General features: G+C 70.8%; 25 protein-coding genes. 11 read left to right on the top strand and 14 right to left on the bottom strand.

Annotated features, from left to right (window positions below):
* Together erpA and nudC are read left to right on the top strand one after the other, a co-directional pair.
* A complete protein-coding gene (gene erpA, locus ABE488_RS04870) occupies positions 1–375 on the top strand; it encodes an iron-sulfur cluster insertion protein ErpA (protein ID WP_047137413.1) in 375 nt (124 codons plus the stop codon).
* 79 nt (positions 376–454) lie between these two features.
* Positions 455–1342: an NAD(+) diphosphatase gene (gene nudC / locus ABE488_RS04875; protein WP_346447351.1), complete on the top strand. Its 888-nt coding sequence runs from the start codon at positions 455–457 to the stop codon at positions 1340–1342.
* Positions 1343–1348: 6 nt separating this feature from the next.
* On the opposite strand, the gene ABE488_RS04880 is transcribed toward nudC, so the two are convergent.
* From ABE488_RS04880 to purD, 6 genes are all read right to left on the bottom strand, one after another.
* A complete protein-coding gene (locus ABE488_RS04880; RefSeq protein ID WP_346447352.1) occupies positions 1349–1798 on the bottom strand; it encodes a DUF2752 domain-containing protein in 450 nt (149 codons plus the stop codon).
* Positions 1798–2181, bottom strand: a complete 384-nt coding sequence (locus ABE488_RS04885; RefSeq protein ID WP_346441767.1) for a CD225/dispanin family protein — start codon at positions 2179–2181, stop codon at positions 1798–1800. The genes ABE488_RS04880 and ABE488_RS04885 overlap by 1 nt, the downstream gene beginning before the upstream one ends.
* A gap of 265 nt (positions 2182–2446) precedes the next feature.
* A complete protein-coding gene (locus tag ABE488_RS04890) occupies positions 2447–4408 on the bottom strand; it encodes an MFS transporter (protein ID WP_346447353.1) in 1962 nt (653 codons plus the stop codon).
* An 89-nt stretch (positions 4409–4497) separates the two neighbouring features.
* Positions 4498–4992, bottom strand: a complete 495-nt coding sequence (locus ABE488_RS04895) for an acyl-CoA thioesterase (protein WP_346447354.1) — start codon at positions 4990–4992, stop codon at positions 4498–4500.
* Between the two features lie 83 nt (positions 4993–5075).
* A complete protein-coding gene (gene yccS / locus ABE488_RS04900; RefSeq protein ID WP_346447355.1) occupies positions 5076–7280 on the bottom strand; it encodes a YccS family putative transporter in 2205 nt (734 codons plus the stop codon).
* A gap of 40 nt (positions 7281–7320) precedes the next feature.
* Positions 7321–8613: a phosphoribosylamine--glycine ligase gene (gene purD / locus ABE488_RS04905; protein WP_346447356.1), complete on the bottom strand. Its 1293-nt coding sequence runs from the start codon at positions 8611–8613 to the stop codon at positions 7321–7323.
* A 152-nt stretch (positions 8614–8765) separates the two neighbouring features.
* Here purD and ABE488_RS04910 point away from each other — a divergent pair, with 152 nt between their 5' ends.
* Positions 8766–10238 carry an alanine/glycine:cation symporter family protein gene (locus tag ABE488_RS04910; RefSeq protein WP_346441762.1) on the top strand — a complete coding sequence of 491 codons (1473 nt, stop codon included), beginning with the start codon at positions 8766–8768 and terminating at the stop codon, positions 10236–10238.
* 13 nt (positions 10239–10251) lie between these two features.
* On the opposite strand, the gene ABE488_RS04915 is transcribed toward ABE488_RS04910, so the two are convergent.
* The 5 genes from ABE488_RS04915 to prmA form a co-directional block, all read right to left on the bottom strand.
* Entirely contained in the window at positions 10252–11130 is an 879-nt protein-coding gene (locus ABE488_RS04915) for a hypothetical protein (RefSeq protein ID WP_346447357.1), read from the bottom strand.
* 233 nt (positions 11131–11363) lie between these two features.
* A complete protein-coding gene (gene purH, locus ABE488_RS04920) occupies positions 11364–12965 on the bottom strand; it encodes a bifunctional phosphoribosylaminoimidazolecarboxamide formyltransferase/IMP cyclohydrolase (protein ID WP_346447358.1) in 1602 nt (533 codons plus the stop codon).
* Positions 12966–13030: 65 nt separating this feature from the next.
* Positions 13031–13303 (bottom strand): DNA-binding transcriptional regulator Fis, encoded by a 273-nt coding sequence (gene fis, locus ABE488_RS04925; RefSeq protein ID WP_183427738.1) that lies wholly within the window; start codon positions 13301–13303, stop codon positions 13031–13033.
* Between the two features lie 121 nt (positions 13304–13424).
* A complete protein-coding gene (locus ABE488_RS04930) occupies positions 13425–14198 on the bottom strand; it encodes a DUF3426 domain-containing protein (protein WP_346447359.1) in 774 nt (257 codons plus the stop codon).
* Between the two features lie 36 nt (positions 14199–14234).
* Positions 14235–15149: a 50S ribosomal protein L11 methyltransferase gene (prmA, locus tag ABE488_RS04935; protein ID WP_346447360.1), complete on the bottom strand. Its 915-nt coding sequence runs from the start codon at positions 15147–15149 to the stop codon at positions 14235–14237.
* A gap of 613 nt (positions 15150–15762) precedes the next feature.
* Between prmA and ABE488_RS04940 the strand changes: the two genes are divergently transcribed.
* Positions 15763–16554, top strand: a complete 792-nt coding sequence (locus ABE488_RS04940; RefSeq protein ID WP_346447361.1) for a hypothetical protein — start codon at positions 15763–15765, stop codon at positions 16552–16554.
* Complete coding sequence (locus ABE488_RS04945) at positions 16551–17000, top strand: hypothetical protein (protein WP_346447362.1); 450 nt, start codon at positions 16551–16553, stop codon at positions 16998–17000. The genes ABE488_RS04940 and ABE488_RS04945 overlap by 4 nt, the downstream gene beginning before the upstream one ends.
* Before the next feature lie 185 nt (positions 17001–17185).
* On the opposite strand, the gene ABE488_RS04950 is transcribed toward ABE488_RS04945, so the two are convergent.
* Positions 17186–17593, bottom strand: a complete 408-nt coding sequence (locus ABE488_RS04950; RefSeq protein WP_346447363.1) for a hypothetical protein — start codon at positions 17591–17593, stop codon at positions 17186–17188.
* 241 nt (positions 17594–17834) lie between these two features.
* Between ABE488_RS04950 and dusA the strand changes: the two genes are divergently transcribed.
* From dusA to ABE488_RS04970, 4 genes are all read left to right on the top strand, one after another.
* Positions 17835–18815, top strand: a complete 981-nt coding sequence (gene dusA / locus ABE488_RS04955) for a tRNA dihydrouridine(20/20a) synthase DusA (protein ID WP_346447364.1) — start codon at positions 17835–17837, stop codon at positions 18813–18815.
* Positions 18816–18991: 176 nt separating this feature from the next.
* Positions 18992–19363, top strand: a complete 372-nt coding sequence (locus tag ABE488_RS04960; RefSeq protein ID WP_346441753.1) for a hypothetical protein — start codon at positions 18992–18994, stop codon at positions 19361–19363.
* Positions 19364–19421: 58 nt separating this feature from the next.
* The gene (locus tag ABE488_RS04965; RefSeq protein ID WP_232115533.1) at positions 19422–20108 is read left to right on the top strand and encodes a response regulator transcription factor; all 687 of its coding nucleotides are present in this window, start codon (positions 19422–19424) and stop codon (positions 20106–20108) included.
* A 77-nt stretch (positions 20109–20185) separates the two neighbouring features.
* Positions 20186–21631: a sensor histidine kinase gene (locus ABE488_RS04970; RefSeq protein WP_346441752.1), complete on the top strand. Its 1446-nt coding sequence runs from the start codon at positions 20186–20188 to the stop codon at positions 21629–21631.
* Positions 21632–21672: 41 nt separating this feature from the next.
* Here ABE488_RS04970 and ABE488_RS04975 read toward each other — a convergent pair whose 3' ends face one another.
* Together ABE488_RS04975 and ABE488_RS04980 are read right to left on the bottom strand one after the other, a co-directional pair.
* Positions 21673–22404: a M90 family metallopeptidase gene (locus ABE488_RS04975; RefSeq protein ID WP_346447404.1), complete on the bottom strand. Its 732-nt coding sequence runs from the start codon at positions 22402–22404 to the stop codon at positions 21673–21675.
* 37 nt (positions 22405–22441) lie between these two features.
* On the bottom strand, positions 22442–22711 hold the full coding sequence (locus tag ABE488_RS04980) for a hypothetical protein (RefSeq protein ID WP_183427774.1): 270 nt from the start codon (positions 22709–22711) through the stop codon (positions 22442–22444).
* A gap of 160 nt (positions 22712–22871) precedes the next feature.
* On the opposite strand from ABE488_RS04980, the gene birA reads away from it, so the two are divergent.
* Positions 22872–23870 carry a bifunctional biotin--[acetyl-CoA-carboxylase] ligase/biotin operon repressor BirA gene (gene birA / locus ABE488_RS04985; protein WP_346447365.1) on the top strand — a complete coding sequence of 333 codons (999 nt, stop codon included), beginning with the start codon at positions 22872–22874 and terminating at the stop codon, positions 23868–23870.
* Positions 23867–24613, top strand: coding sequence for a type III pantothenate kinase (locus ABE488_RS04990; protein WP_346447366.1), 747 nt, complete (start codon positions 23867–23869; stop codon positions 24611–24613). The genes birA and ABE488_RS04990 overlap by 4 nt, the downstream gene beginning before the upstream one ends.
* The last annotated feature ends 6 nt before the right edge of the window (positions 24614–24619 follow it).

Genomic DNA, 24619 nt, shown 5'->3' on the forward strand with positions numbered 1-24619 from the left:
ATGAGCGAAGTGCTGACCATCGAGGGCCCCGGCTACCAGTCCCTGGAGCGGCCGCTGGAATTCACCCCTGCAGCGGCGGCCAAGGTGCGCGAGCTGATCGACGGCGAGGGCAACCCGGCGTTGAACCTGCGTGTCTACATCCAGGGCGGCGGCTGTTCTGGCTTTCAGTACGGCTTCGAGTTCGACGAGGAGCGCGCCGAGGACGACCTGGCGATCGTCACCGACGACGTCACACTGGTGGTCGATCCGCTGAGCCTGCAGTATCTGATGGGCGCCGCAGTGGACTATGTCGAGAGCCTGCACGGGGCGCAGTTCACGATCCGCAACCCGAACGCGAAGTCGACCTGCGGCTGCGGCAGCAGCTTCACGGTCTGACCGGCCTGCCGGTCGGCCGGCGCCAGCGCCTTGCGGTCGATGTCGCCATCGCGACACGGCAGCCGGCCATAATCCCGGCATGGACTTCCGCTTCGTCGAGGCGCCGCTCGATCGCGCCGAACATCTGCGAACCGACAGCGCGGCGCTGTCGCGGCTATGGCCCCAGGCGCGCGTGCTGGTGCTCGATGCGCACGGCGATGCGGCCGTCGATGCCGACGGCGCACCCCCGGCACTGACCGGGACCGCGCTGGGCGAGCGCCCGGATTCGGCGGTGTTCCTGGGCCTGCACGGCGAGCAAGGCTGGTTCGCGCTGCCTGCAGGCGATGCCCCCGAAGGCCTGTCTGTCCACGGGGTCGTGGATCTGCGCAGCGCCGCGGCGTCGTGGCCGTTACGCGACTCCACCGCCTTCGCACAGGCGCGCGCGGTGCTGCACTGGCGTGCGCGTCATCGCCACTGCGGCGCTTGCGGCGCAGCGCTGCAGTGGGCGCGGGCCGGCTGGCTCGGCCGTTGCCCGCAATGCGGCACTGAACACTACCCCCGCACCGATCCGGCGATCATCGTCGCGGTGACCGATGGCACGCGGTTGCTGCTCGGCCGCCAGGCGGCCTGGCCGCCGCGCCGCTATTCCACGCTTGCCGGCTTCGTCGAGCCGGGCGAAACGCTCGAGCAGACGGTCGCGCGCGAGGTGTTCGAAGAAAGCGCGGTGCGGGTGCGCGGTTGTCGGTATCTCGCCTCGCAGCCCTGGCCGTTCCCGTCGTCGCTGATGCTCGGTTTCCTCGCCGATGCCGAGCCTGACATCCCGCGTGTCAACGACGAACTCGAGGACGCGCGCTGGTTCGATGTCGATGCGGTCGGCGCGGCATTGCGCGATGCCAACCCGGATCTGGTGCTGTCGCCCGCGTTGTCGATCTCACGCTGGCTGATCGCGCGGTGGCACGCGCTGCAGACCGGTGCCCAAGCCGGTTGAGTGTCCTTAGCCGAGCCCGCCGGGCGCCAGCCAGGTGAACGGCGGCCACGGCAGGTTGCGCGCGACCCAGTAGACCGACAGCAGCACCAGCCAGAACGTCGCCGTCGACAACCGCGCGGCGACCGGCTGCAGCCAGGCGGGTCGCCAGCCCATGCGCCAGGCGAGTGCGAGCGGCGAGAGCGCGAGCAAGACCAGCAGCAGCGGATTCATCGAGAACGCCTGCGGCAGGTCGCCATGGACCAGCGCATGCAGGCAGCGGGTCAGGCCGCAGCCAGGACAGACCCACCCGGTCGCGGCGTAGAACATGCACGGCGGGAAGGGGCTGCCCGGTGCATTGGGGTCGAAGGTGCGCAGCAGCCAGACGCCAGACGCCGCCACCGCCAGGCCGCCGCCCGCAAGGGCGACGGTGGCGGCGCGCACGCGCGCCAGGGGGCGCTGGCCGTGCACACGGGACATCAGATGTCGCTCTGGATCTGGTCGAAGATCATCTGGTACTGCTCCATGCCGCCGCCCAGCGTCAGCGAGTAGATCGTCCACAGCAGACCGATGATGCACAGGCCGGTGGTCACCCAGCACCAGGTCTTGGCGGTGTTGGACGCGCGCTGCGCGCCCGCCAGATCGCCCTGGCCCAACAGCGTATTGACCTTGGCCGAGAACACGATCGCGACGATGCCCGGGATCGTGCCGACGATGCAGCACAGGCACAGCGAGAGCACGGTGGCGATGATCGACCAGGCCAGGTGGTTGGGCACCGTGCCCGGGGCGATCGGCGTGCCGGGCAGCGGGGTGCCGGGTGCGTCGTACGGATTCGGCGGCGGCGGGGGCGGGATGGTGCTCATGGTGGTGCTCTCCTGGAGAAAGGCGGGATGGTGTGACGGACTGCTCGGATTCGGGACCGCGCGTGCAGCCTAGGTGGAAACGGCGTCGTGGAGATGTAGACGCCGGGGCGGAGTCGTGTCATCGGCAGCATGCTCGGTGCTGACGTCGAGGGCGTGGCTGGATTGGCGTGCGACTCCCGACAAAACGGCTGGCCTGCAGCGCAGGCGGACCTGAACGGACGCAAGCGTACCTGAGCCGGGCATCGGCAGGCAGAGGGCGACGCGCTCAGGCGGCATCGCCACGCAGGGCCCGGACCTCGGCCTCGAGCGCCGCGGCGGTGAGATCGGCCGATGCCTCGATCCGCGGCGCGGCAACGACTTCGATGCGGGCGCGCAGACGCCGCGGCACGCGCATGCGGGCAAAGCGGCCGCGGGCGTGCGCGTGGTGGCGGCTCCACATGCTGGTCCACATGCCGCGCAGCGCCAGCGCGACCACCGGCACCTGTTGGCCGCGCGCCTGGGCACGCGCCAGGATGCGCTCCACGCCTGTGCGGAATGCGGCGATCTCGCCATCGCTCGTCAGCCGGCCCTCGGGGAAGATGCCGACCAGCTCGCCTTCCGCCAGGGCGGCATCGATGGCGTCGAACGCGCGCTGCATCAGCGCCGGGTCGTCCTTGGCGCCGGCGATCGGGATTGCCTTGGCGTGCCGGAAGATCCAGCGCAGCCCGGGGATGGCGAAGATGCGGTGGTCCATCACGAACCGCACCGGCCGCGGGATCGCCGCCGACAGGATCAGCGCATCCATGTAGCTCACGTGGTTGCAGACGATCAGCGCCGGACCGTCGGCCGGAATCGCCGGATCGACGCCGCGCTCGCGCAGCCGGTAGAGCGTGCGGACCAGCACCATGCTGACCAGCCGCATCAGGAACTCGGGCACGATCGTGAAGATCCAGATCGCGACCAGCAGGTTGGCGATCGCCAGGCCCAGGAACATCTGCGGCACCGTCAGGCCCGGCAGCGGCAGCGTCAGGCCGCCCAGCGACAGCGATTCGCGTTGCACCAGCACGCCGATCACTGCCGCGGCGACGATGAACAGCGAGTTCTGGATGTTGAGCCCGGCGATCACCCGCGACAGTTCCGAACGCGGCGTGCGGCTCTGGATCAGGGCGAACAGCGGGACGACGAAGATGCCAGTGAACAGGCCCACGCCGACCAGGTCGGCGACGATGCGCCAGCCGCCGGGCCCTTCGAGGAAGGCCGCGATCGTCAGGCCGGTCTGCGGCGGCAGGCTGGGCCGGGCGCAGTACAGGTCGAGCAGCATCGCGCTGATGCCGAACGCGCCGACCGGCACCAGCCCGATCTCGACAGTGCGCCCGGACAGCTTTTCGCACAGCAGCGAGCCGGCGCCGACGCCGACCGAGAACAACGCAAGGGCGAAGATGTACAGCGCGGTGTCATTGACCACGCCGCCCAGATAGATCTCGGCGTAGGTCGGCAACTGCGCGGTCAGCACCGTGCCGACGAACCAGAACCAGGACACGCCCAGGATCGCGTTGCGCACCGCCAACTGGCGCCTGGCCAGGCGCATCACCGCCCGCGATTCGGGGATCGGATTCCAATTGACCTTCAGCGTCGGCGCTCCCGCATCCACCTTCGGGATCAGACGCGCGACCAGGTTGCCGGCGACCGCCAGCGCGACCACCGACGCCGCTGCGGCTTCGGGCCCGTAGCTGCCGGCGAGCTTGAACACCAGCCCGCCGTAGATCATGCCGGCCAGGATCGAGATCGACGTGCCCATCTCGACCAGGCCGTTGCCGCCTGTGAGCTCTTCGGGCCGCAGCACCGAGGGCAGGATCGAGTACTTCACCGGGCCGAACAGGGTCGACTGGGTGCCGGTCAGAAATAGCGCGACCAGCAGGACCGGCATGCTCTGCAGCAGGAAGCCGACTGCGGCGAGCGACATGATCGCGATTTCCATCGCGGTCGTGATCACGATCAGCGTCTGCTTCTCGAGCTTCTCGGCGATCTGACCGGCGATCGCCGAGAACAGGAAGTAGGGCAGGATGAACAGCGCCGGGGCGAGGTTGGTGTAGAGCGTGCGTTCCGCGGTGCCCACGCCGAGGAAGAACAGCAGCGCGATCACCGACTGCCGGTAGACATTGTCATTGAACGCGCCGAGCGCCTGGACCGTGAAGTAGGGCAGGAAGCGCCGCTGCCGCAGCAGGGCGAACTGGGACTGGCCTGACATGGCGGCTCCTGGACGGACTGCGCGGAGCCTAGCAGGTCGGCATTGCGGTCCGACCAGGGCGCGTCATGGCGTGCAGCGCGCCGACGCGCTCAGGGGGGCGCATCGCTCGTACCACGCACCGCCCGGTAGCGTTGCTCGAGCTCCTGGCGGATCTGGCGTCGCTGCCGGCCCTGTTCGAAGCGCCGGCGTTCTTCGGCGCTGGCCGGCTCGCGCGCCGGGACCGGCACCGGGCGGCCCTCGGGATCGACCGCGACCATCGTGAAGAAGCAACTGTTGGTGTGGCGGACCGAGCGGGCCTGGATGTTCTCGGCGATGATCTTGATGCCGACTTCCATCGACGTGCGGCCGGTGTAGTTGACCGAGGCGAGGAATGTCACCAGCTCGCCGACGTGGACCGGTTCGCGGAACGTCACCTGGTCGACCGACAGCGTCACCACGTAGCGTCCGGCATAGCGGCTGGCGCAGGCATAGGCCACCTCGTCGAGATACTTGAGCAGCGTGCCGCCGTGCACGTTGCCGGAGAAGTTCGCCATGTCCGGGGTCATCAGCACGGACATGGTCAGCGTGGCGTTGCCTGGGATCATGCGGTGGGCCTGGTGGGAGCGGCCTGGAGGATGGCATGCGCCGTGGCGGCCGTCATCGGGTCGGCGGCCGCCCCGCCGCCGCCTCAGCGGTCAGCCACGGCTTGGGGCGCAGTGGCCGGCGTGCTTGCGGCCTCCGCGGCCGCGCGCAGGTCGGGTAACAGGCGCAGCAGCAAGGCCAATTGGGTACCCAGCAGCCGCCGCCGCGGGTCGGTCGTGGCATCGCCGGCGCGCTCGAGTGCCTCGGCCAACGCAGCCTCCGTGGCCGCGTCGTCGGCCGGAGGCGCACGGCGCGCTGACAGCGCGGCCGCGAGGTTGGCCAGTGCGCTCTGCAGGCGTGCGCCGGCCGTGAACATCGCATCGTCGGCCTCGCCGTCGAGCGCGCCGCGGTGCGCGCCCAGCCCCGACAGGTAGCCGAGCACGGTGTTGGACACCGCCAGAAACCGGAACGCCGCATCGAGGTCGCGCCGGTAGCGGCCCGGCTCGCGCAGGCGGTTGGACAAGGCCACCGACAACGCCGCTTCGGCGTTGTGCATGTCGCGCCGGGCGACCCGGTAGGGCAGGTCGTCGCGCATGCCGCTGCGATACTGCTCCAGCACTTGGCCCAGGTAGCGCGCATGGGCATCGACGACCCCGGCCATGACCAGGTGCAGTTGCCGTCCCCGCCAGTCGGGCAGGATCAGGAACGAGGCGGCCGCGGCGATCGCGCAGCCGATCAGGGTGTCGAGCAGGCGCGGCCAGATCAGCACGAATCCGTCGCCGATCAGATTGAAGCACAGCAAGGCCATCACCGTGATCGCCGCGGTCGCGAGCGCGTAGCGGTCTGTGCGGCTGACGAAGAACACCACCGCGGCCAGCAGCGCCAGCAGCAACTGGACCTCCACGCCGACGAACAACTGCATCAACGCCCAGGTCGCGGCCAGGCCAATCAAGGTGCCGGCGATGCGCTGCGCCAGGCGCCGGCGCGTCGCACCGAAGCTGGGCCTGCAGACGAAGGCGATGGTCAACAGGATCCAGAAGCCGTTGCGCGCGCCGATTGCGTGCATGACCGCGTAACCGGCGCACAACGCGATCGCGATGCGCAGGCCGTGGCGGAACAGCACCGAGGTCGGGCTCAGCTGCCGGGCCAGCCGCGTGGCCATCTCGCGCAAGGTGTGCGGCGAGGCATCGCGCAGGCGCGTATCCATGCCCTCCAGCGGCGCATCCGACAGGGTGTCCTCGGCCAGCCGGCGGTCGATCGCCTGCAGGTTGCGCACCAGCGATTCGAGCGAGGCGAGCAGCCGGGTCTGCCGGCCGTCGCCGCGTGCGTGCAGATGGTCGAGCGACTGGCGCAGGTCGATCATCGCCTGACGCGTGCCGGCGCCGTACTGGAACGGGCGACGCAGGCGGATCGCCTCGCCGAGTGCGCGGCAGGCGCGGCCCTGGAGCTCGAGCAGCCGTTGGCCGCGATAGAGCACGTCGCTGTGGAAGAACGCCTCGGCCAGCGCCTCGTAGGGGTAGTGGGACGAACTGGCGCGTTCGTGGAATTCCTGCGCCATGTAGTACAGACGGAAGTACAGCCCCGATTGCACGCCCGGGCGACCGGAACGGCCGAAACGGCTGATGATCGCGTTCTTGGTGGCCTCCAGCGCGGCGACCACGCGCGCATTCTGCTCCGACAGCGCGAGCCGGCGTGCATGCAGGTCGCGGTCGCGGATCGGTTCGAACAGCGCCGCCTTCAGCTGCAGGTAGCGGCCCAGTTCGGCGAACAGCCGGGCCAGGCGCTCGCGGACCGGGCGATTGGCGACCAGGATCGTCCACAGGATCGACAGTGCGCCGTACCAGGCGGCGCCGGCGAGCAGGGGCCCCGCGTCGCGCCAGGCCGCATCGGCATGACCGCCGCCATGCTGGTCGATGCCGATCGCCGCATACAGCATCAGCGCCACCGTGCCCTGGGCGATCGATGCGTAGCGTTCGCCCAGTGCGCCGAGCAGGGTCAGCGCGAACGTGGTGGCGGCCAGGCAGGCGATGAAGGCCAGCGGGTACGGAAACAGCAGCGTGACCGCGCCGGCCGCTGCGCCAAAGCACAGCAGCGACAGCACCACCGCCTTGAGCCGGCCGAGCCAGTTGTCGTCGGTCTCGGCCATCGCGCTGGCGATGATGCCCAGGAACACCGCCGGCAACGCGGCCAGCTGTTGGTCATGCCAGCACAGCGCCATCGCGCCGCCGAACGCGATCGACACGCGCAGGGCAGTGCTGGCCTTCTCGTGGGCCCACAACCGGGTCAGGCGCTCGTTGATCGGGGACGGCATGCGGACGCGGGACGGTCGTGCGGGGCGGCGCGGTTCGGCCTCAGCCGCGCTCGCGTTCGATCGCCCGCCAGCCGATGTCCTTGCGATGGAATTCGCCCGGCCAGGAGATGCCGGCGATCTCGCCGTAGGCCCGGTGCTGGGCGTCGGCCACCGAATCACCGAGCGCCGCGACGCACAGCACGCGCCCACCCGCGGTCACCGCCTGGCCGTGCGCATCGAGCCGGGTGCCGGCATGGAAGACCTTGGTATCGGGCAGTGGCGGCGTGTCCCAGGTATTGATCGCATCGCCGGTACGCGGCGTGTCGGGATAATGCTCGGCGGCCATCACCACGCCCAGCGCCGGACGCGGGTCCCACTGCGCCTGCATGCCATCGAGCGCACCATCGATCGCGGCCTCGACGAGCGCGGCGAAATCCGAGGTCAGCCGCATCATCACCGGCTGGGTTTCCGGGTCGCCGAAACGGACGTTGAATTCGATGACCTTCGGCGCACCGCTGGCGTCGATCATCAGCCCGGCATAGAGGAAGCCGGTGAACGTTGCGCCGTCGGCGGCCATGCCGCGCACCGTCGGCTCGACGACTTCGCGCATGATCCGCGCGTGCACGTCCGGAGTGACCACCGGTGCCGGCGAATAGGCGCCCATGCCGCCGGTGTTGGGGCCGGTGTCGCCGTCGCCCACGCGCTTGTGGTCCTGGCTGGTCGCCATTGGCAGCGCGGTCAGGCCGTCGACCATCGAAATGAAGCTCGCTTCCTCGCCGTCGAGGAACTCCTCGATCACCACGCGCGCGCCGGCGCTGCCGAAGGCATTGCCCGAAAGCATGTCGTGGATCGCCGCCTCTGCTTCGTCCAGCGTGGCGGCGACGATGACGCCCTTGCCGGCGGCCAGGCCATCGGCCTTGACGACGATCGGCGCACCGTGCTGACGCACGTACTCGATCGCGGTGTCGGCTTCGGTGAACACCGCATAGGCGGCGGTCGGAATGCCGTGGCGGGCCAGGAAATCCTTCGCGAAGGCCTTGCTGCCCTCCAGCTGCGCGGCGGCTGCGGTCGGCCCGAAGATGCGCAGGCCCGCGGCCCGGAAGCGGTCGACGACGCCGGCGACCAGCGGCGCCTCGGGACCGACCACGGTGAAGGCCACGTCCTCGTCGCGGGCCAGCGCCAGCAAGGCATCGAGGTCGGTTGCGGCGACATCGACGTTGCGGCAGCCGGCCTCGCGCGCGGTCCCTGCGTTGCCCGGCGCGACCAGCACGTCGCCGACCTGCGGCGACTGTGCAAGCTTCCAGGCCAGGGCGTGCTCGCGGCCGCCGGAACCGATGACGAGGACCTTCTTCATGCGCAACTGACCGGATATCCCAAAGGAACACCAGTCTAAGGCCTGCGGCCTGAGCTGTCGGCGCGCCCGGGGCTGCGACACCCGTCGCCACGGGCGGCGTCAGGCGTCAATGCTAGGCTCGGTGGTTTCGTGCACAGGAGCCCAGACCGACGATGGATGTGGTCCAACTGGTCGAACGCGGTCTCTCGCCGATCGTCGCCGCCGTCAATGGCGTGCTGTGGAACTATCTGCTGGTCGGCGTGCTGCCGTTGGTCGGCATCTGGTTCAGCCTGCGCCTGGGCTTCGTGCAGCTGCGACGCTTCCCGCAGATGCTGCGCAACCTGCACCGTGGCACCGAGGACGACCCGGCCGGCATCTCGCCGCTGCAATCGTTGTGCACCTCGCTCGCGTCGCGCGTGGGAACCGGCAACCTGGTCGGCGTGGCGCTCGCGCTGGGCATCGGCGGGCCGGGCGCGATCTTCTGGATGTGGCTGGTCGCGTTCTTCGGCATGGCGACCGCCTACACCGAGAGCGCGCTGGCGCAGTTGTACAAGCGCCGCGATGCGGCCGGCCACTACCGCGGTGGGCCGGCCTTCTACATGGCGCAGGGCCTGCGTGCGCCATGGCTGGGCGCGATCTTCTCGGTCTGTCTGGTGCTGGCGTTCGGCCTGGTGTTCAGCGCCGTGCAGGCGAACTCGATCTCCGAGGCGGTGTCGGAAGCCTGGGGCGTGGATGCGGCGTGGGTCGCGGGCGTGCTGGTGGTGCTGGCCGCGCCCGTGATCTTCGGCGGCCTGCGGCGCGTGGCGCGCATGGCCGAGCTGGTGGTGCCGGCAATGGCGTGCGGCTATCTGCTGCTGGCCGGTTGGGTGGTGCTTACGCACCTGGGCGAGGTGCCCGCGATGCTGGCAACGATCGTGCGCAGCGCGTTCGGCCTCGACCAGGCGGCCGGCGGCATGCTCGGCGGCCTGTCGGTGGCGTTGCTCAACGGCGTCAAGCGCGGACTGTTCTCCAACGAGGCCGGCATGGGCAGCGCACCCAATGTCGCCGCGTCCGCCACGCCCGTGCCGCATCACCCCGCCAGCCAGGGCCTGATCCAGGCATTCGGCGTCTTCATCGACACGCTGTTGATCTGCACGGCCACCGCGTTGATGATCCTGCTGTCGGGTGTCCTGCCGGTCGGCGGGGACGGTGCGGTGCTGACCCAGCAGGCGATGGCGGTGCATTTCGGCAGTTGGGGGCCGACGTTCATCGCGGTCGCGTTGTCGCTGTTCGCCATTACTTCGATCTTGGGCAACTACGCTTATGCCGAAAGCGCGGTCCTGTTCCTGCGTGGGGGGCGCGCCGGCCTGTTCGCGCTGCGCATCGGTTGCCTGGCGATGGTGGCCTGGGGCGCCTTCGCGAAGCTCGACATCGTCTGGGACACCGCGGACGCGGCAATGGGGCTGATGGCGACGGTGAATCTGGTGGCGGTGGTGCTGTTGTCGGGCGTGGCGATCAAGCTCACGCGCGACTACGACCGCAAGCTCCGTGCCGGCGACGCCTCGCCGCGGCTGGACGCGGCGGATTTTCCCGAACTGGGCGACACCATCGACCGCAGCATCTGGACGGCCCGCAAGACCGTCGCACCGGTGCGCGACGACGGCTGACCGCGCGATCGCGTCAAGCGCAGCCGTCGCGTTGCAGCACCGGCGGGACGCGCCATGCGTTCGTCGCGGCATCGAAGGGCACGGTGTAAGTCCGGTCGATGCGGCGGCCGCAGGCCTCGCCGTATTCGCGCACGCGCAAGGGCCAGGCGACGACGCCGGCGTCGCGCGCGTCGACGTCGAGTTCGAAGGTGAGGTCGTAGCCGGTATCGGGTGGGCAGTCGTCGCGCTCCGCGCATCCGGCCATCGCGCCGAGGTTGTCGAGGCTGCTGCGCAGACTTGCGGCCACCGTGAAGCTGTCGCCGTCGGGCAGAACGAGGCTGGTGTTGCCGATGGTCAGCCCCTGGGCGGTGAACCCGTCTTCGATGACGAACCCATGCAGATGCGGCCCCAGGCGGCGTACATCGACATCGGCGACATCGCCGGTGCTGCCGAAGTCCACCAGGTGCGCGCGTGCATCGGCCACAGCGCGCGCGCCGTCGGCGCGCAGCGCGAAGAGGTCGATGCGCGCAGTGGTGGCGTGGCCGGCATCGTCGGGCACGCCGCAGACGGCGACGAACTCGGCCGGCGCATCGTGGGTGCCGATCGCTGCGCGCGCACAGACCTCGCGTGTGGCCGCGTCGTCGCCCAGTTCGTCAGCCAACGGCAACCCCGGCCAAGTGCCCACGAGTTGCGCGAGGTCGCCGTACTGGGTCACCAGGTAGTCGCGGACACAGCCGCCGGGCAGCCCGACCGGCGCGCCTGGCTCGACAGCCGTGTCGTCCGCGTTTGCCGTCCTGGGTGCAGGTGTGGCCACCGCCTCGGCCGTTGTCGCCGGCAACGCAGCGGCGGCCGGTGGCTGCGCCTGCCCGCAGGCCGACAACGCCAGCGCCGCCAACACGCTCGGCCAAGCCATCTTCGTGGCAACGCGACACCAGGACGCACGGACCATCGCAACCTCCATGAGCGGGCTGGCGCCGACGATAGCGCGCCTGCCGGCAGGCTGGAGTGATTGCGGCGCGAAGACACGCCAGCCCCCTGAGTCAGGGGGCGATCCGCGCCATCGGCGCGGATGGGGGTGTGGACGCCGCTGGCCGGGGCCCGAGGTTTGCGCAGCAAACCTTGGGATGGATGCCAGCTTCGCTGGCATCAATGCCTGAAGTGACGCACCCCGGTAAACACCATCGCGATGTCGTGCTCGTCGGCCGCGGCGATCACCTCGTTGTCGCGCATCGAGCCGCCGGGCTGGATCACCGCCTGGATCCCGGCCTCGGCCGCGGCGTCGATGCCGTCGCGGAACGGGAAGAACGCATCGGAGGCCATCACCGATCCGGGCACCACCAGGCCGGCGTCGCCGGCCTTGATGCCGGCGATGCGCGCCGAGTACACGCGGCTCATCTGGCCGGCGCCGACGCCGATCGTGCGGTGGTCCTTGGCATAGACGATCGCATTGGACTTCACGAACTTCGCTACCCGCCAGGCGAACAACAGATCGCTCAACTGCGCCTGGGTGGGCGCGCGCTGGGTCACGATCTTCAGCTCGTCGACGCTCACCTCGCGCACGTCGGCCGTCTGCATCAGCAGGCCCGAGCCCACGCGCTTGACGTCGACGTTGTTGCGGCCGTCGCCGTGCGGGATGCGCAGGACGCGGACGTTGGCCTTCTTGGTCGCGTAGTCGAGCGCGGCGGGATCAAAGTCGGGCGCGATCAGCACCTCGACGAACTGGCGGTCGAGAATGACCTTTGCGGTCGCGGCATCGAGCGTGCGGTTGAACGCGATGATGCCGCCGAAGGCCGAGGTCGGATCGGTCGCGTAGGCCAGTTCGTAGGCATCGCCGCAGGCTGCGCCGACGGCGACGCCACAGGGATTGGCGTGCTTGACGATCACGCAGGCCGGCGCCTCGAACTGGCGCACGCATTCCCACGCCGCGTCGGCGTCGGCGATGTTGTTGTACGACAGCTCCTTGCCCTGCAACTGTGTGAAGGTCGCCAGCGTGCCGGGCACCGGGTACAGGTCGCGGTAGAACGCCGCCTGCTGGTGCGGATTCTCGCCGTAACGCAGGTCCATGACCTTGACGAAGTTGCCGTTGCTCTGGCCGCCGAACGGCGCGCGTTGCGCCGCGCCGGCGTCGGAAGGCTCGGCGATCGCCGACAGCACGTCGCTGATGCGCGCATCGTACTGGGCGACGCGGTTGAACGCGGCGACCGACAGCGCGAACCGGGTTGCGGCCGACAGCGCGCCGTCGTGGGCGTCGAACTCCTGGATCAGCGCAGCGTACTGCGCCGGGTCGGTCGCGATCGCGACGTGCGCGAAGTTCTTCGCGGCCGCGCGCAGCATCGCCGGGCCCCCGATGTCGATGTTCTCGATGATGTCGTCGAACTTCGCGTCTGCAGCGTAGGCCACGCGCTCGAACGGATAGAGGTTGAGCACCAGCAGGTCGATCGCCTCGATGCCGTGCTCGGCCATCACCGCATCGTCGGTGCCGCGGCGTCCCAGCAGGCCGCCATGGACCTTGGGGTGCAGCGTCTTGACGCGTCCGTCCATGATCTCGGGAAAGCCGGTGACGTCGCTGACGTCGCGCACCGCCAGTCCTGCCTCGCGCAACGCCTTCGCGGTGCCGCCGGTCGACAGCAGTTCGACACCGCGCGCGGCCAGCGCGCGGGCCAGGTCGAGCAGGCCGGTCTTGTCGGAAACGGACAGCAGGGCGCGGCGGATCTGCACGGGCGCGCCGGACGAAGCGGAGACGGTCATGGGGAGGCTGCGAGCGGAAAGAGCCCGCGATTATAGCGGCCGTGGCCGGGCACCCCGGCAGCGCGTTACTGCGTCAGCCCGTACTCGCGCAGCTTCTTGCGCAGCGTCGCGCGGTGGATGCCCAGCATCGCGGCCGCGCGGCTCTGGTTGCCATCGCAGAAGTTGAGCACTTCGGCGAACAGCGGAATCTCCAGCTCGCGCAGCGCGACCTCGTAGAGGTTGTCGGTGTCGTTGCCGTTGAGATCGCCCAGGTAGCGCTGGATCGACGTGGCGACATGCTCGCGCAGCGGGGTGCGTGGCGCCTCGCGCATGCTGCTGTCGGATCGGTCTGCGTTCAAGGCGGCTCTCGAAAGAGTAAAGCGTCGACGGCGCGGCGTCGGCGGTCGGTCATGGCGGCCGGGTCAGTCTATCGCGCGGCGCGGCGGCCGGACAACGCGCCGACAAGCGGTACAGGTCCGTCTACAGCAGTTCGAACGCGAACGACACCGCGCCGGGCCCGGGCTCTTTGAGCGTCAGGCGAACGTGGGCGCTGGCACCGGGGGCAAGCGTCGGCGCAGGCGGCGCGCCGCCCAGGTACTCCCGGGCCGTGAATACGCGGCTGCCGATCGCCTGTCCGTCGACGTCCGACAGCACCAGCCGCAGACGCGGCCAGGCCTGCGGCCAGCGTGCGTCGTTGCGGAAGCGCGCGGTGACCTGTAGCCGGCTCGGGTCCTCGGGCGCGGCGCGGACATCGCGTGCGAGCAGGACCAGCGCCGCGGGCTCGCGCCAGGGCGGCAGCGTGCAGCGCAGCGCGCCGCACACCGTTTCCAGCGTGGGGCGCCAGGCCGGATGGGCGGCCAGCCGCGCGCGCTCGGCGAGCAGGCCCTGCAGGACCAGCAGCGCGGTCAGCCCGGCAGCCGCGCCCCATAGCCACCGGGGCGTGCGCGACGGCGCAGCGGCGGTACGCGACCGGGCGAAACTCGGGACGGTTCGGGCGACGGCGTCCGGGGGCGGCGCGGGCGTCTTGCGTATCGGCTCGGCGGGGGGCGCCGATGGAGGCGCGGTGGATGTGAGCGACGGTGGCGGCGTCGCGGGTTCGGGGCGCGGTCTGAGCAGATTGGCCACCGAGACCGGTGGCTCGGGCGGTGCGGGCGTTTGCAAGGCGCCGCCGCAACGTGGGCAGCGCGCCGGTGGCAGGCCGGTCGCCCGGTCGGTGGCGACCAGGTCGCCGCAGTGCCGGCAATGGATGAACATCCGGCTATTGAAGCATGGGCTCGCGCGGATGCGGGCTCAGCGCCGCACGCCGTCGATGCGCACCCAATCGCCCTCGCGCGCGACGGCCAACTGCTCGAACCACGGGCGGTAGCGGCGCAGCAGCGCTTCCTCCTGGCCGTCGAGGATGCCCGACAGCGCAATCCGTCCGCCCGGCGCGACCCGCTCGGCCAGCGTTTCGGCCAGGGCATCGAGCGCAGTGGCGAGGATGTTGGCGACCACCACCGGATAGTTCGTCTGCGGCGCGTCGCTGGGCAGGAACACGGTCAGTGCCGTGTCCACGCCATTGCGCTCGGCGTTGTCGCCCGAGGCCTGGAGGGCCTGCGGATCGTTGTCGACGCCGATCGCCTGCGCGGCGCCGAGCTTGAGCGCGGCCAGCGCGAGGATGCCGCTGCCGCAGCCGTAGTCGAGCACGGTGCATCCCTCGAGCGCGCCATCGGCGGCCAGCCCGTCGAGCCACTGCAGGCACAGCGAGGTCGTGGGATGGGTGCCCGAGCCGAAGGCCAGGCCCGGGTCGAGGCGGACGATCGCGGCGTCGTCGCCGGCCTCCTCGGGCAGCTCGCTGTTCCACGGCACGATCCAGGTGCGCGCGCCAAAGCGCAGCGGCACATACTGGTCCATCCAGGCCCGTTCCCAGTCCTGGTCCTCGACCTTGGCAAAGCCCGCCCGGGTCCAGTCGAGGCCGCCATCGAAGGATTCGAGCGCAGCCAGCAGTGCCAACGCGTCGGTGTCGACCTCGAACAGCGCGGTCAGTACCACGGAGTTCCACAACGGCGTCTCGCCGACACCCGGCTCCAGGATCGCCTGCTCGTTGGAGGTGTCGGCGTCGGCGTCGAGCATCGTCACCGCCAGGGCCCCGACATCTTCGAGCGCGCGTGCATAGCGGGGCTGCTCGGCTTCACTGCAGCGCAGGCTCAGTTCGAGGTGAGGCATGGTGAATTTCCGCGACGTGGGGCCGGCATCTTCGGTCCCATGTCCCGGCGCGTAAAGGCCGCGGTGCCGGTCGGAGGCCGGCGGCGGGTCGGGCGGCGGGGGGCGGGCTCGCCGACCGGTGCCGACAGCGGCCCCTGCTCGATGCTGTCGGACGGCGTCGCGGCGGTGCGATTGCCGTCCACGTCCTGCGCGGTGACGCTCGCGCCCGCGTCCGCATTGCGGGTGGCGGTGAGGTCGGCCGGGCGCGACGGGGCAGGGAACCGCGTGATGGCGTGATAACGGTCACAACTTGCGCGCGCCGGCCCGGCCGGGAGGGCCGGCGCGATGGGCTACAATCGCCTTCCCGTCCGGTTCTTGCCCGCCGGCGGCTTCGCCGCCCAGGCCGAATGGTTCGGCGTGGGCGATCCCGCTCCTGCCCGGACCTGCCGGAAAGCCCGCCTTGCATCTGAGAGTCGCCGCCGTCCTCGCGCTCGTCGCCGCCGTGGCCCTGGGGCTGGCGTTCTCGCGTGCCGACGCGCCGGCCGCCGCGAACCGGGGCCGCGATGCGGCGCCCGTGGGCGATGCATCTGTGACGTCGCCGCCCCCCGGGGCCGCGATAAAGGCGACTGCGCGGTTGGGCAGAACGACCCGCCATGCCACCTCCCACGGCCCAGCCTCGACGGTCCCGGTCTCGCCCCGGCAGGCCTTCGAGCGGTCGCAGGACCTGTTCGCGCTCGCCCAGCGGTTGCAGCCGATGGCCGAGAGCGGGGACGCCGAAGCACGCTGGCTGGTCAGCCGGATCCATGAGTATTGCGCCGGCTATGCGCGGGCGCCGGTCGACTACGCGCGCGACACCTTGCTGCTCGCCAGCCTGCCCTTGCCGGCTGCGCGCCCGCTGCGCGAAGCGCGGGCCCGGATCGAGCGCCGCTGCGGCCGCTTCGTCGCCGACGACGCGCCGAACTTCGTGCAACTGGTCGAGCAACGGAGAGAGGCGGCGCTGGCCGGCAGCCTGCCGGCCGAGGCCGCGTTGCTGTCGATGGGCGCGCCGCTTGCCGACGACGAGGACTATCGCCGCGGGCTGGTGGAGCGCGTGCTCGAATCGGCCGACCCGGACGCCTACGCGGCGCTGGCCCCGGCGATGGGCGAGGCGGCGGCTGGGGACCCGGCGCTGGCTGGGCGCGTGGCCGGCTCCCAGAACGCGGAGACCGCCTGGCAGAACGCGGCCTGCGGCCTGGGGCTGGATTGCAGCGGCAACGGAGCGTTGATGACCCGGTACTGCGCCGAGGGCGGCATCTGCGCTCAGGATGAAACACAGGATTTCTCGACGTTCGTCCGGCAGGCGTCGCCACCGGAAGACGCGGAACAGATCGATCAGATGACAGCTGAACTACGACGCGACCGGCAGGTCGGGATGGTGATGAGATGAAGCAGCGGGCAATTTCGCGCAGGGTGCGGTTCTGGTTCTGGGCCGTGGTGTTCCTCGGTTACTCGGTCGCGGTGGCCGGCGTGGTCGTCGATGCGATTGGCGACCACTACACCGGCCTGGCCGATGTCGCGGAGACGACCATCGAAGCGCCGCCCGAGCAACGCCGCCTCGGCGCCGCGCAGGTCGCCGCGCTGTATCGCGCGCAGAGTGCGACGCCGTTCCGGACCTTGCCGGCCGGCGAGACGTTCCGCGTGGTCTGGCCCGACGGGTCGAGCGAGCTGGTGCGCATCGTCAGCCAGTCGAGCGTACACGGCACGCAGTTGGTGGAGGGCTCGCAGGTCGGCGCGAACGATCTGCGGTCCGCGCAGGCCGAAGTGCAGGTGGTGCCGGTGTCGACGGCGTTCCCGGCGCGTCGCCTGCCAGCGGATGCGCCGATCGTCGACTGAACGCGATCGCGATCGCGATCGCTGCCGCTGCCGCCCACCCCACCATCGTCGTCAGGACCGGGTTCGCGACGCAACGCGACTGCCACCGCGGAGAGGGCGGACAGCGATAGGGCGCCGATCCGCGCTGCCGATGAATCCACAGGCGCTGCGCGCCGAATCGAACTGTCCGCGGAGAATCGCACTGGCTATCTGGACCGAGTCGCCCGACGTGCGGCACGCTGTTGCTGCGCCCGCGTCGACCAAAAGCCGATCGACGCGAATTGCGTCGCGCACAGCATCAGCAGCGTCCAGCCCAGGTCGAGCCCGAGATAGACGCCTGACAGCCGGTTGAGCCAGCCCCATTCCGAGCGGCGTAACGCCAGGCTGCCCTCGCCGAACACCGCGTGCAGTGCCTGCGCAGTCGTCAACGCCTGCCAGTCGCCGTAGCGCACAAGTCCGACCAGCCCAGCCCCGAATGCCACTGCAGTTGCCAGCGCCAACAGGCCGGCGACCCAGGCCAGCGCGTCACTGGTGCGACGCGTGTCGCGCCACAACAGCACCGCACCCAGGCTCCAGACGAGCAACAGCGCGGTGAACAGGAAGACGAAGACCATCGAACGGACCCTCGGTGCGCATTGCGGCGCGATCCCTGCAGCATCGCAACGTCACTGCATCCGCCGTGTCGCAGGCCCCGGCGCGCACAGACCTGCCCGGTCATCCGGGCGGCCGCGTTTGAGGCATCAGGCGCGGGGGCGCACAATGGCCGGCCCTGCACGGCCTGCGCAACGCGACGGGCCTCGCGCGACGCCCGCGCCGGCGGCATGGCCGGCACGTCGCAGCCCGACGGAAATCCGTATGCACGCTTTCGAACCCGACGCCCTGCGGCTCTCGGTCGCCCCGATGATGGACTGGACCGACGTCCATTGCCGGCAGTTCCACCGCATCCTCGCGCCGGGCGCGCGGCTGTACACCGAGATGGTGCATGCCAACGCGGTGATCCACGGCGATCGCGCGCGGCTGCTCGCGGCCACGCCCGAGCAGGCGCCGCTGGCGCTGCAACTGGGCGGCAGCGATCCGGCCTTGCTGGCGCAGGCGTCAGCGATCGCGGCCGAGCATGGCTTCGATGAGATCAACCTCAATTGCGGCTGCCCCTCGGACCGGGTGCAGGCCGGGCGATTCGGCGCCTGCCTGATGCGCGAGCCGGCGCTGGTCGCCGACTGCGTCTCGGCCATGGTCGCGGCCAGCCCGGTGCCGGTCACCGTGAAATGCCGGCTCGGGGTCGATGACGATGACGACTACGCCGCCTTCGCCGCGTTCGTCGATGGCGTGGTCGCCGCCGGCGCGTCGATGGTGGTGGTGCACGCGCGCAACGCCTGGCTGCAGGGGCTGTCGCCGAAGGAGAACCGGGACATCCCGCCGCTGCGCTACGACTGGGCCTGGCGGCTCAAGCGCGAGCGGCCGGCGCTGCCGGTGGTGGTCAACGGCGGCATCGCGACCCTGGAGGCGGCGCACGACCAACTGGCGCATGTCGACGGGGTGATGCTGGGCCGCGCCGCGTACCACGACCCCTATCTGCTGCACCGGCTCGATGCCGCGTTGTGGGGGCGTAGCGAACGGCCGCGCGAGGCCCTGCTGCGGGCGTTGCGTCCCTGGATCGAGGCGCGGCTGGCCGAGGGTGTGGCCCTCAAGCACGTGGTGCGTCACGTGCTGGGGCTGTTCCACGGGCAGCCCGGCGGGCGGCGCTTCCGGCAGATCCTCAGCGAAGGCGCGCACCGGCCGGGCGCCGACTGGGCGCTGGTCGAAAAGGCGCTGGAGGCAACTGCGGTGCCGGCGTGACGACGCCGACCGGGGCAGCCAACGCCGTTGCATGGAGTGGCGAATCCGGACATGATCGGGACCCCCTTCGAAACTGAACGCAGACAGCCTTGTCAACGAAAAGTTAAGGACGGATTCACCGCCTTCGCCCGACCATGCCATGCATTCGTCAGCCGACCCACGCTCAAGGAGCGGCCGTGCCTGCCCTGTCGTCCAGCCCCACTTCCCTGATCCTGCTCGCCGTGGCGTTCTGCGCCTCGGGCGCGGCGGTGACGGTGCGGGCGCAAGAGGGCCCGCAGATGGGAGACGTCCGCAGCGGGCCCGATATGCGGGCCTCGTGGGGACGACAGAACGTGGGCCCGCGGGGCGCCCAGGATTCCATGTCCGATTCGGTCCGCCGGATCGAACGCACGACGCGGGGCCGGGTGCTCAGCGTGGAGCGGATGCATGCCGACGGCCGCGACGTCAATCGCGTCAAGGTGATGGACGATAGCGGCCGGGTCCGGGTGTACGTCGACGATCCGCAGCAGCGCGGACGGGCCGCCCGTGCACGCGGCGACGACGATTGATCCTGCATTCTCGCCCCCAATTCACGGCCGGTCCGGCCGTTCGACCGGAGTTGACCCCATGCGAATCCTGCTCGTCGAAGACGAAGCTCCCCTGCGTGAGACCCTTGCCGCCCGGCTGAAGCGCGAAGGCTTCGCCGTCGATGCCGCCCAGGATGGCGAAGAGGGCCTGTACATGGGCCGCGAAGTGCCGTTCGACGTGGGCATCATCGACCTGGGGCTGCCGAAGATGTCGGGCATGGAGCTGATCAAGGCGCTGCGCGAGGAGGGCAAGCAGTTTCCGGTGCTGATCCTCACTGCGCGCTCGAGCTGGCAGGACAAGGTCGATGGCCTCAAGCAGGGCGCCGACGACTACCTGGTCAAGCCGTTCCACGTCGAGGAACTGCTCGCCCGCATCAATGCGCTGGTCCGCCGCGCGGCGGGTTGGAGCAAGCCCACGCTTGAGTGCGGCACGGTGACGCTGGACCTGGCCGCGCAGACGGTCAGTGTGGACGGCAAGAACGTCGATCTGACCAGCTACGAGTACAAGGTGCTCGAGTATCTGATGATGCATGCCGGCGAACTGGTGTCGAAGGCCGATCTGACCGAGCACATCTACCAGCAGGATTTCGATCGCGATTCCAACGTGCTCGAGGTGTTCATCGGCCGTCTGCGCAAGAAGCTCGACCCCGACGGCGCGCTCAAGCCGATCGAGACCGTGCGCGGCCGTGGCTACCGGTTCGCGATCCCGCGCAACGGCGAGGGGTGAACCGCTCGGCCGGCGATCGCGCCCTCCGGCCCGTTGCCGCCACGCGTCCGGGCTGCCGTCCACGCCTGTGATCCGTCATGCCTGCTGAGTCCCGACGCCCCAAGAGCAAGGCGCGGCGCCCTTCGCGCTGGCGCCCGCGCTCGTTGCAGGCCCGCCAGCTGCTGGCGGCGAGTATTGGTCTGCTCGCGTTCCTGGCGCTGGCCGGGTATGCGCTCGACCGGGCGTTCATCGACGTCGCCAGCGAAGGCCAGCGCGAGCGCCTGCGCAACTACGTCTACGCCTACGCGGGCGACATCGAGTTCCTGCGCGGCGGCGAGATCTACCTGCCGTCCGAATCGCCGCCCGACGACCGCTTCCTGCGCCCGGGCAGTGGCCTGTACGCCGAGGTGGTGCTGCCCAGCGGCACCTGGGCCTCGCGTTCGGCATCGGGCCCGCAGTTGCCCGAGGCGACGATGCTCGGTGCACGCGAGGAGAAGTTCGAAGGCCCGCTGCCGATCGTGCGCAGTGACGGCTCCCCGGGCGAGGTCTACCGCTACGGCCTGGGCCTGCTGTGGTCACCGGAAGAGACGCGCACCGATGACGAGTTCGCCTACACCATCTATGTGATGGAGGATGCCGGCATCGTGCCGCGCCAGGTGCGGGTGTTCCGCGCCGCGCTGTGGGTCAACCTCGGCATCGCGGGCATGATCCTGCTGTTGCTGCAGGCGCTGATCGTGCGCTGGAGCCTGTGGCCGTTGCGGCGGGTCGAGCACGAACTGGTACGCGTGCAACGCGGCCAGGCCGACCGCATGGGCATGCAGCATCCACGCGAGCTGCTGCCGTTGACCGAGAGCATCAACGCGCTGATCGAAAGCGAGCGCGAGCACCTCGCGCGTCAGCGCAACACGATGTCCGACCTGGCGCACAGCCTCAAGACGCCGCTGGCAGTGCTGCGCTCGCGGCTCGACGCCGGGACCGGCGAGGCCGAGTTGCGCGAGGAGGTCGAGACCCAGCTGCAGCGCATGACCGACCTGGTGACCTACCAGCTCGCACGCGCGGCCTCCAGCGGCCACCAACTGTTCTCGGCCGCGATCGAAATCGAACCGCACGCCGAGCAGATCGTCCGCGGGCTGGAGAAGATCTACGCCGCCAAGGGCGCGGTCTGCGAGTTCGAGATCGATGCGGCGGCGCGCTTCCATGGCGAGCCGGGCGACCTGCAGGAGCTGCTCGGCAATCTGCTCGAAAACGCCTTCAAGTGGGCGCGCTCCCGGGTGCTGCTGACGGTGCGCTCGGGCGACACCGCGCCCAACCGTCGGCCGGGACTGGTGCTGGTGGTCGAGGACGACGGTCCCGGCATTCCGCCCGATCGCGTGGCGACGGTGCTCCAGCGCGGCGTGCGCGGCGACGAGCGCGTGCAGGGACACGGCATCGGTCTGTCGATCGTGCAGGACATCGTGCACAGCTACCGCGGCGAACTCCACGTCGGGCGCTCGGAAGAACTGGGCGGAGCCTGCTTCTCGGTGCGCCTGCCGCCGGGCTTCTGACCGGCATCGGCGGCCGCCTGTCGCGACGGCGCCGCGCTGGCCTACGCCAACGGCGACGGGCCGTAGAAGCGCGCGAGGTGCGCGGCAACCTCGGGCAGCGCGTCGCGCAGCAACGCCGGCGCGCTGAAGTGGTATTCGCTGCAGACCGCGAAGAATTCCTCGGGTGCTTCGGCCGCGTACGGGTCGAGCGCGGTGTCGTGCCCGGCGTCGACGCGCGCGACGAAGCCATCGAACGCGCGCTGGAAATCCTGCGCCCAGGCGCGCTGCCACGGACGCGGCAAGGGCGGAGTGCCGTCGAGCACGCCATCGAGCGCATCGAGCTTGTGCGCCATCTCGTGCACGGCCACGCAGAAGCCGCCATCGGGCTCGGCGATGTCGCTCTGGATGTCGGCCCACGACAGCACCAGCGGCCCGCTCTCCCAGGCTTCGCCGATCAATTCGTCGTCCCACTCGTGCATCACGCCGGCGGCGTCGACGTGGCTGCGGTTCACCCTGAATGCGTCCGGATACACGATCAACTGCGACCAACCATGCAGGCCCTCGTCACCGAACTCGAGCAGCGGCAGGCAGCACAGCGCCGCGAGCAGCAGCCGCTCGCGCGCGTCCAGCGCCAGGCCGGCGACCGGGGTGATGGTCTTGCGGTGCACAAAGCGCGCTGCGAGCGTGCGCAGCCGCGCCGCGCGCGCGTCGTCGAGTGCGTGGACCCAAGGCAATTGGCGGCGGATGGCCGCCCAGTCCGCATCGGGGACGGGGGGCGGGGCGCCATCGAACAGGCGCCGGATCAGCGAACGCACGACCGGGGCCGTCGCCTCAGCGGAACATGCCGGGCAGGAAGCTGTGCCAGCGCGGGCCGCGCAGCGGGCCGTCGCTCTCGATGCCGCCGGAGGTCGCCGGCCGGGCCTTCGAGGCGCTGGCCGGCGGGCGCCGGACGGCATCGCTGCCGGCCGTTTCGGGGGCCGACGCGGGCGCTGCCGCGGCGCAGGGCGGGGTGTCCGAGGGGCCGGGGACGCGCGCTTCGCGAGCCGCCGCCGGCAGGCAGGCAGCGAACAGCAGCGCGCAGAACATCGCTCGTATCGACATCGAAGACCCCGGGCAGTCAGGCGGACGCGGACATCCCGCGACTATAGCGCAGGTTGCGCGCCCGCGACGTTGCGTCGCAGCAGCGCACGACAGCGGCCACGCGCTCGCCGATAATCGCCCGCATGGCCGCCTCCGTCCCCCATCTCCCTGCGACCGCCGCATGCCCACGCTGAATGCCGAGCGGGCCTTGTTGGAACGGCTGATCGCCGGCCCCGTGTCGGGCGATGTGCTGGCGCGCGAGTCCGGGCAGACACGCGCGGCGGTCTGGAAGCGGATCGGCCTGCTGCGCGAGGCCGGTGTGCCGATCGAGGCCCGGCGCGGGCAGGGCTACGCGCTTGCCCAGCCGGTGTCGCTGCTCGACCGCGACGCGATCGTTGCGGCATTGCCGGCCGAGGCGCGCGCCGGTCTGGATCGGCTCGATGTGGCCTGGACCGTGGATTCGACCAACGCCGAACTGCTGCGCCGGCCCATGCCGGGCGCGGCCGCCGAGGCGCTGCTGGCCGAACGCCAGACCGCCGGGCGCGGACGCCGGGGCCGGACCTGGCGCTCGCCGCTGGCCGCGCACATCTACCTGTCGCTGCAGCGGGGCTTCGAGGGCGGGCTCGCGCGCTTGGGGGGACTGAGCCTGGTGGCCGGCATCGCCGCGGTGGAGGCCCTGCACGGGCTCGGCTTCGGCGACGTGCGGCTCAAGTGGCCCAATGATCTTGTGGTGTCTGACAGCGCCGGACTGCGCAAACTCGGCGGCGTGCTGGTCGAAGGCGGCGGCGAGCATGCCGGGCCGGTGCGCGCGGTGCTGGGCATCGGCATCAATGTGCGGATGCCTGCCGCCGACGCTGCTCGCATCGACCAGCCCTGGATCGACCTGGCGACACTGGCGCCCGCACTGCCGTCCCGCGATGCGGTGGCCGCCGCCGTGATCGGCGCCTGGATCCCGGCGCTGGCGCGCTTTGATCGCGACGGCCTGGCGGCGTTCCTGCCCGCATTCGCGGCGGTCGACGCGCTGGCCGGTCGCGCGGTGCGGGTGCAGACCGGGACCGGCGTGCTCGAGGGCGCGGCCGACGGCATCGCCGACGACGGCGCGCTGCGCGTCCGCTTCGACGACGGCGTCAGGACCTTCCACGCAGGCGAAGTCAGCGTGCGCAACGGGAGCGCGACATGACGGTCTGGCTGTTCGACCTGGGCAATACCCGACTCAAGTACGCCCCGCTCGACGGCGTGGGCATCGGGCCCGTGGCTGGGACGGCACATGCGGCCGGCGGGCTGGATCCGGCATGGATCGAGCGCCTGCCGCCGAGGATCGAGACCGCAGTGGTGGCCAGCGTCGCCTCGCCAGCCCTGCGGGCGGTGCTGCTCGACGCGCTGGCCGCACGCGGCGCCCAGGTCGAGCTGGCGCGCACGCTGCCGGCGCTCGATGGCGTCACGATCGCCTATGCCGACCCGACGCGGCTGGGTGTGGACCGCTTCCTCGCTCTGCTGGCGGCACGCGCGCAGGCGGCATCGCCCGTGGTGGTGGTCGGCGTGGGAACTGCGCTGACGATCGACCTGCTCGACGTCGACGGCCGGCATCTGGGGGGCCGCATCGCGCCATCGCCGACGCTGATGCGCGAAGCCCTGCAGCGTCGGGTCGCGCAACTGCCGGCGACGGGCGGACGCTATCTCGAGTTCGCGAGCGATACCGATGATGCGCTGGCCTCGGGCTGCGAAGGCGCCGCCGTGGCGCTGGTCGAGCGCAGCCTCGTGCAGGCCGAGATGCGTATCGGCGTCACGCCTGACCTGCTGCTGCACGGCGGCGGCGCGGCGGACCTGCAGCCGCACCTGCCGCGGGCGCAGATGCGGCCCGATCTGGTCCTGGCCGGTCTGGCGCGCTGGTACCGCGCGCGGCCGAGCAGGACCGGTGCCTAGGAGACC

The sequence above is a fragment of the Luteimonas sp. TWI662 genome (genome assembly GCF_039673825.1).
Taxonomy (GTDB): Bacteria; Pseudomonadota; Gammaproteobacteria; order Xanthomonadales; family Xanthomonadaceae; genus Luteimonas.

Coding starts and splice junctions, on each gene's coding strand:
- erpA (WP_047137413.1), top strand. CDS start 1: ATGAGCGAAGTGCTGACCATCGAGGGCCCCGGCTACCAGTCCCTGGAG.
- nudC (WP_346447351.1), top strand. CDS start 455: ATGGACTTCCGCTTCGTCGAGGCGCCGCTCGATCGCGCCGAACATCTG.
- ABE488_RS04880 (WP_346447352.1), bottom strand. CDS start 1,798: ATGTCCCGTGTGCACGGCCAGCGCCCCCTGGCGCGCGTGCGCGCCGCC.
- ABE488_RS04885 (WP_346441767.1), bottom strand. CDS start 2,181: ATGAGCACCATCCCGCCCCCGCCGCCGCCGAATCCGTACGACGCACCC.
- ABE488_RS04890 (WP_346447353.1), bottom strand. CDS start 4,408: ATGTCAGGCCAGTCCCAGTTCGCCCTGCTGCGGCAGCGGCGCTTCCTG.
- ABE488_RS04895 (WP_346447354.1), bottom strand. CDS start 4,992: ATGATCCCAGGCAACGCCACGCTGACCATGTCCGTGCTGATGACCCCG.
- yccS (WP_346447355.1), bottom strand. CDS start 7,280: ATGCCGTCCCCGATCAACGAGCGCCTGACCCGGTTGTGGGCCCACGAG.
- purD (WP_346447356.1), bottom strand. CDS start 8,613: ATGAAGAAGGTCCTCGTCATCGGTTCCGGCGGCCGCGAGCACGCCCTG.
- ABE488_RS04910 (WP_346441762.1), top strand. CDS start 8,766: ATGGATGTGGTCCAACTGGTCGAACGCGGTCTCTCGCCGATCGTCGCC.
- ABE488_RS04915 (WP_346447357.1), bottom strand. CDS start 11,130: ATGGCTTGGCCGAGCGTGTTGGCGGCGCTGGCGTTGTCGGCCTGCGGG.
- purH (WP_346447358.1), bottom strand. CDS start 12,965: ATGACCGTCTCCGCTTCGTCCGGCGCGCCCGTGCAGATCCGCCGCGCC.
- ABE488_RS04930 (WP_346447359.1), bottom strand. CDS start 14,198: ATGTTCATCCATTGCCGGCACTGCGGCGACCTGGTCGCCACCGACCGG.
- prmA (WP_346447360.1), bottom strand. CDS start 15,149: ATGCCTCACCTCGAACTGAGCCTGCGCTGCAGTGAAGCCGAGCAGCCC.
- ABE488_RS04945 (WP_346447362.1), top strand. CDS start 16,551: ATGAAGCAGCGGGCAATTTCGCGCAGGGTGCGGTTCTGGTTCTGGGCC.
- ABE488_RS04950 (WP_346447363.1), bottom strand. CDS start 17,593: ATGGTCTTCGTCTTCCTGTTCACCGCGCTGTTGCTCGTCTGGAGCCTG.
- dusA (WP_346447364.1), top strand. CDS start 17,835: ATGCACGCTTTCGAACCCGACGCCCTGCGGCTCTCGGTCGCCCCGATG.
- ABE488_RS04965 (WP_232115533.1), top strand. CDS start 19,422: ATGCGAATCCTGCTCGTCGAAGACGAAGCTCCCCTGCGTGAGACCCTT.
- ABE488_RS04970 (WP_346441752.1), top strand. CDS start 20,186: ATGCCTGCTGAGTCCCGACGCCCCAAGAGCAAGGCGCGGCGCCCTTCG.
- ABE488_RS04980 (WP_183427774.1), bottom strand. CDS start 22,711: ATGTCGATACGAGCGATGTTCTGCGCGCTGCTGTTCGCTGCCTGCCTG.
- birA (WP_346447365.1), top strand. CDS start 22,872: ATGCCCACGCTGAATGCCGAGCGGGCCTTGTTGGAACGGCTGATCGCC.
- ABE488_RS04990 (WP_346447366.1), top strand. CDS start 23,867: ATGACGGTCTGGCTGTTCGACCTGGGCAATACCCGACTCAAGTACGCC.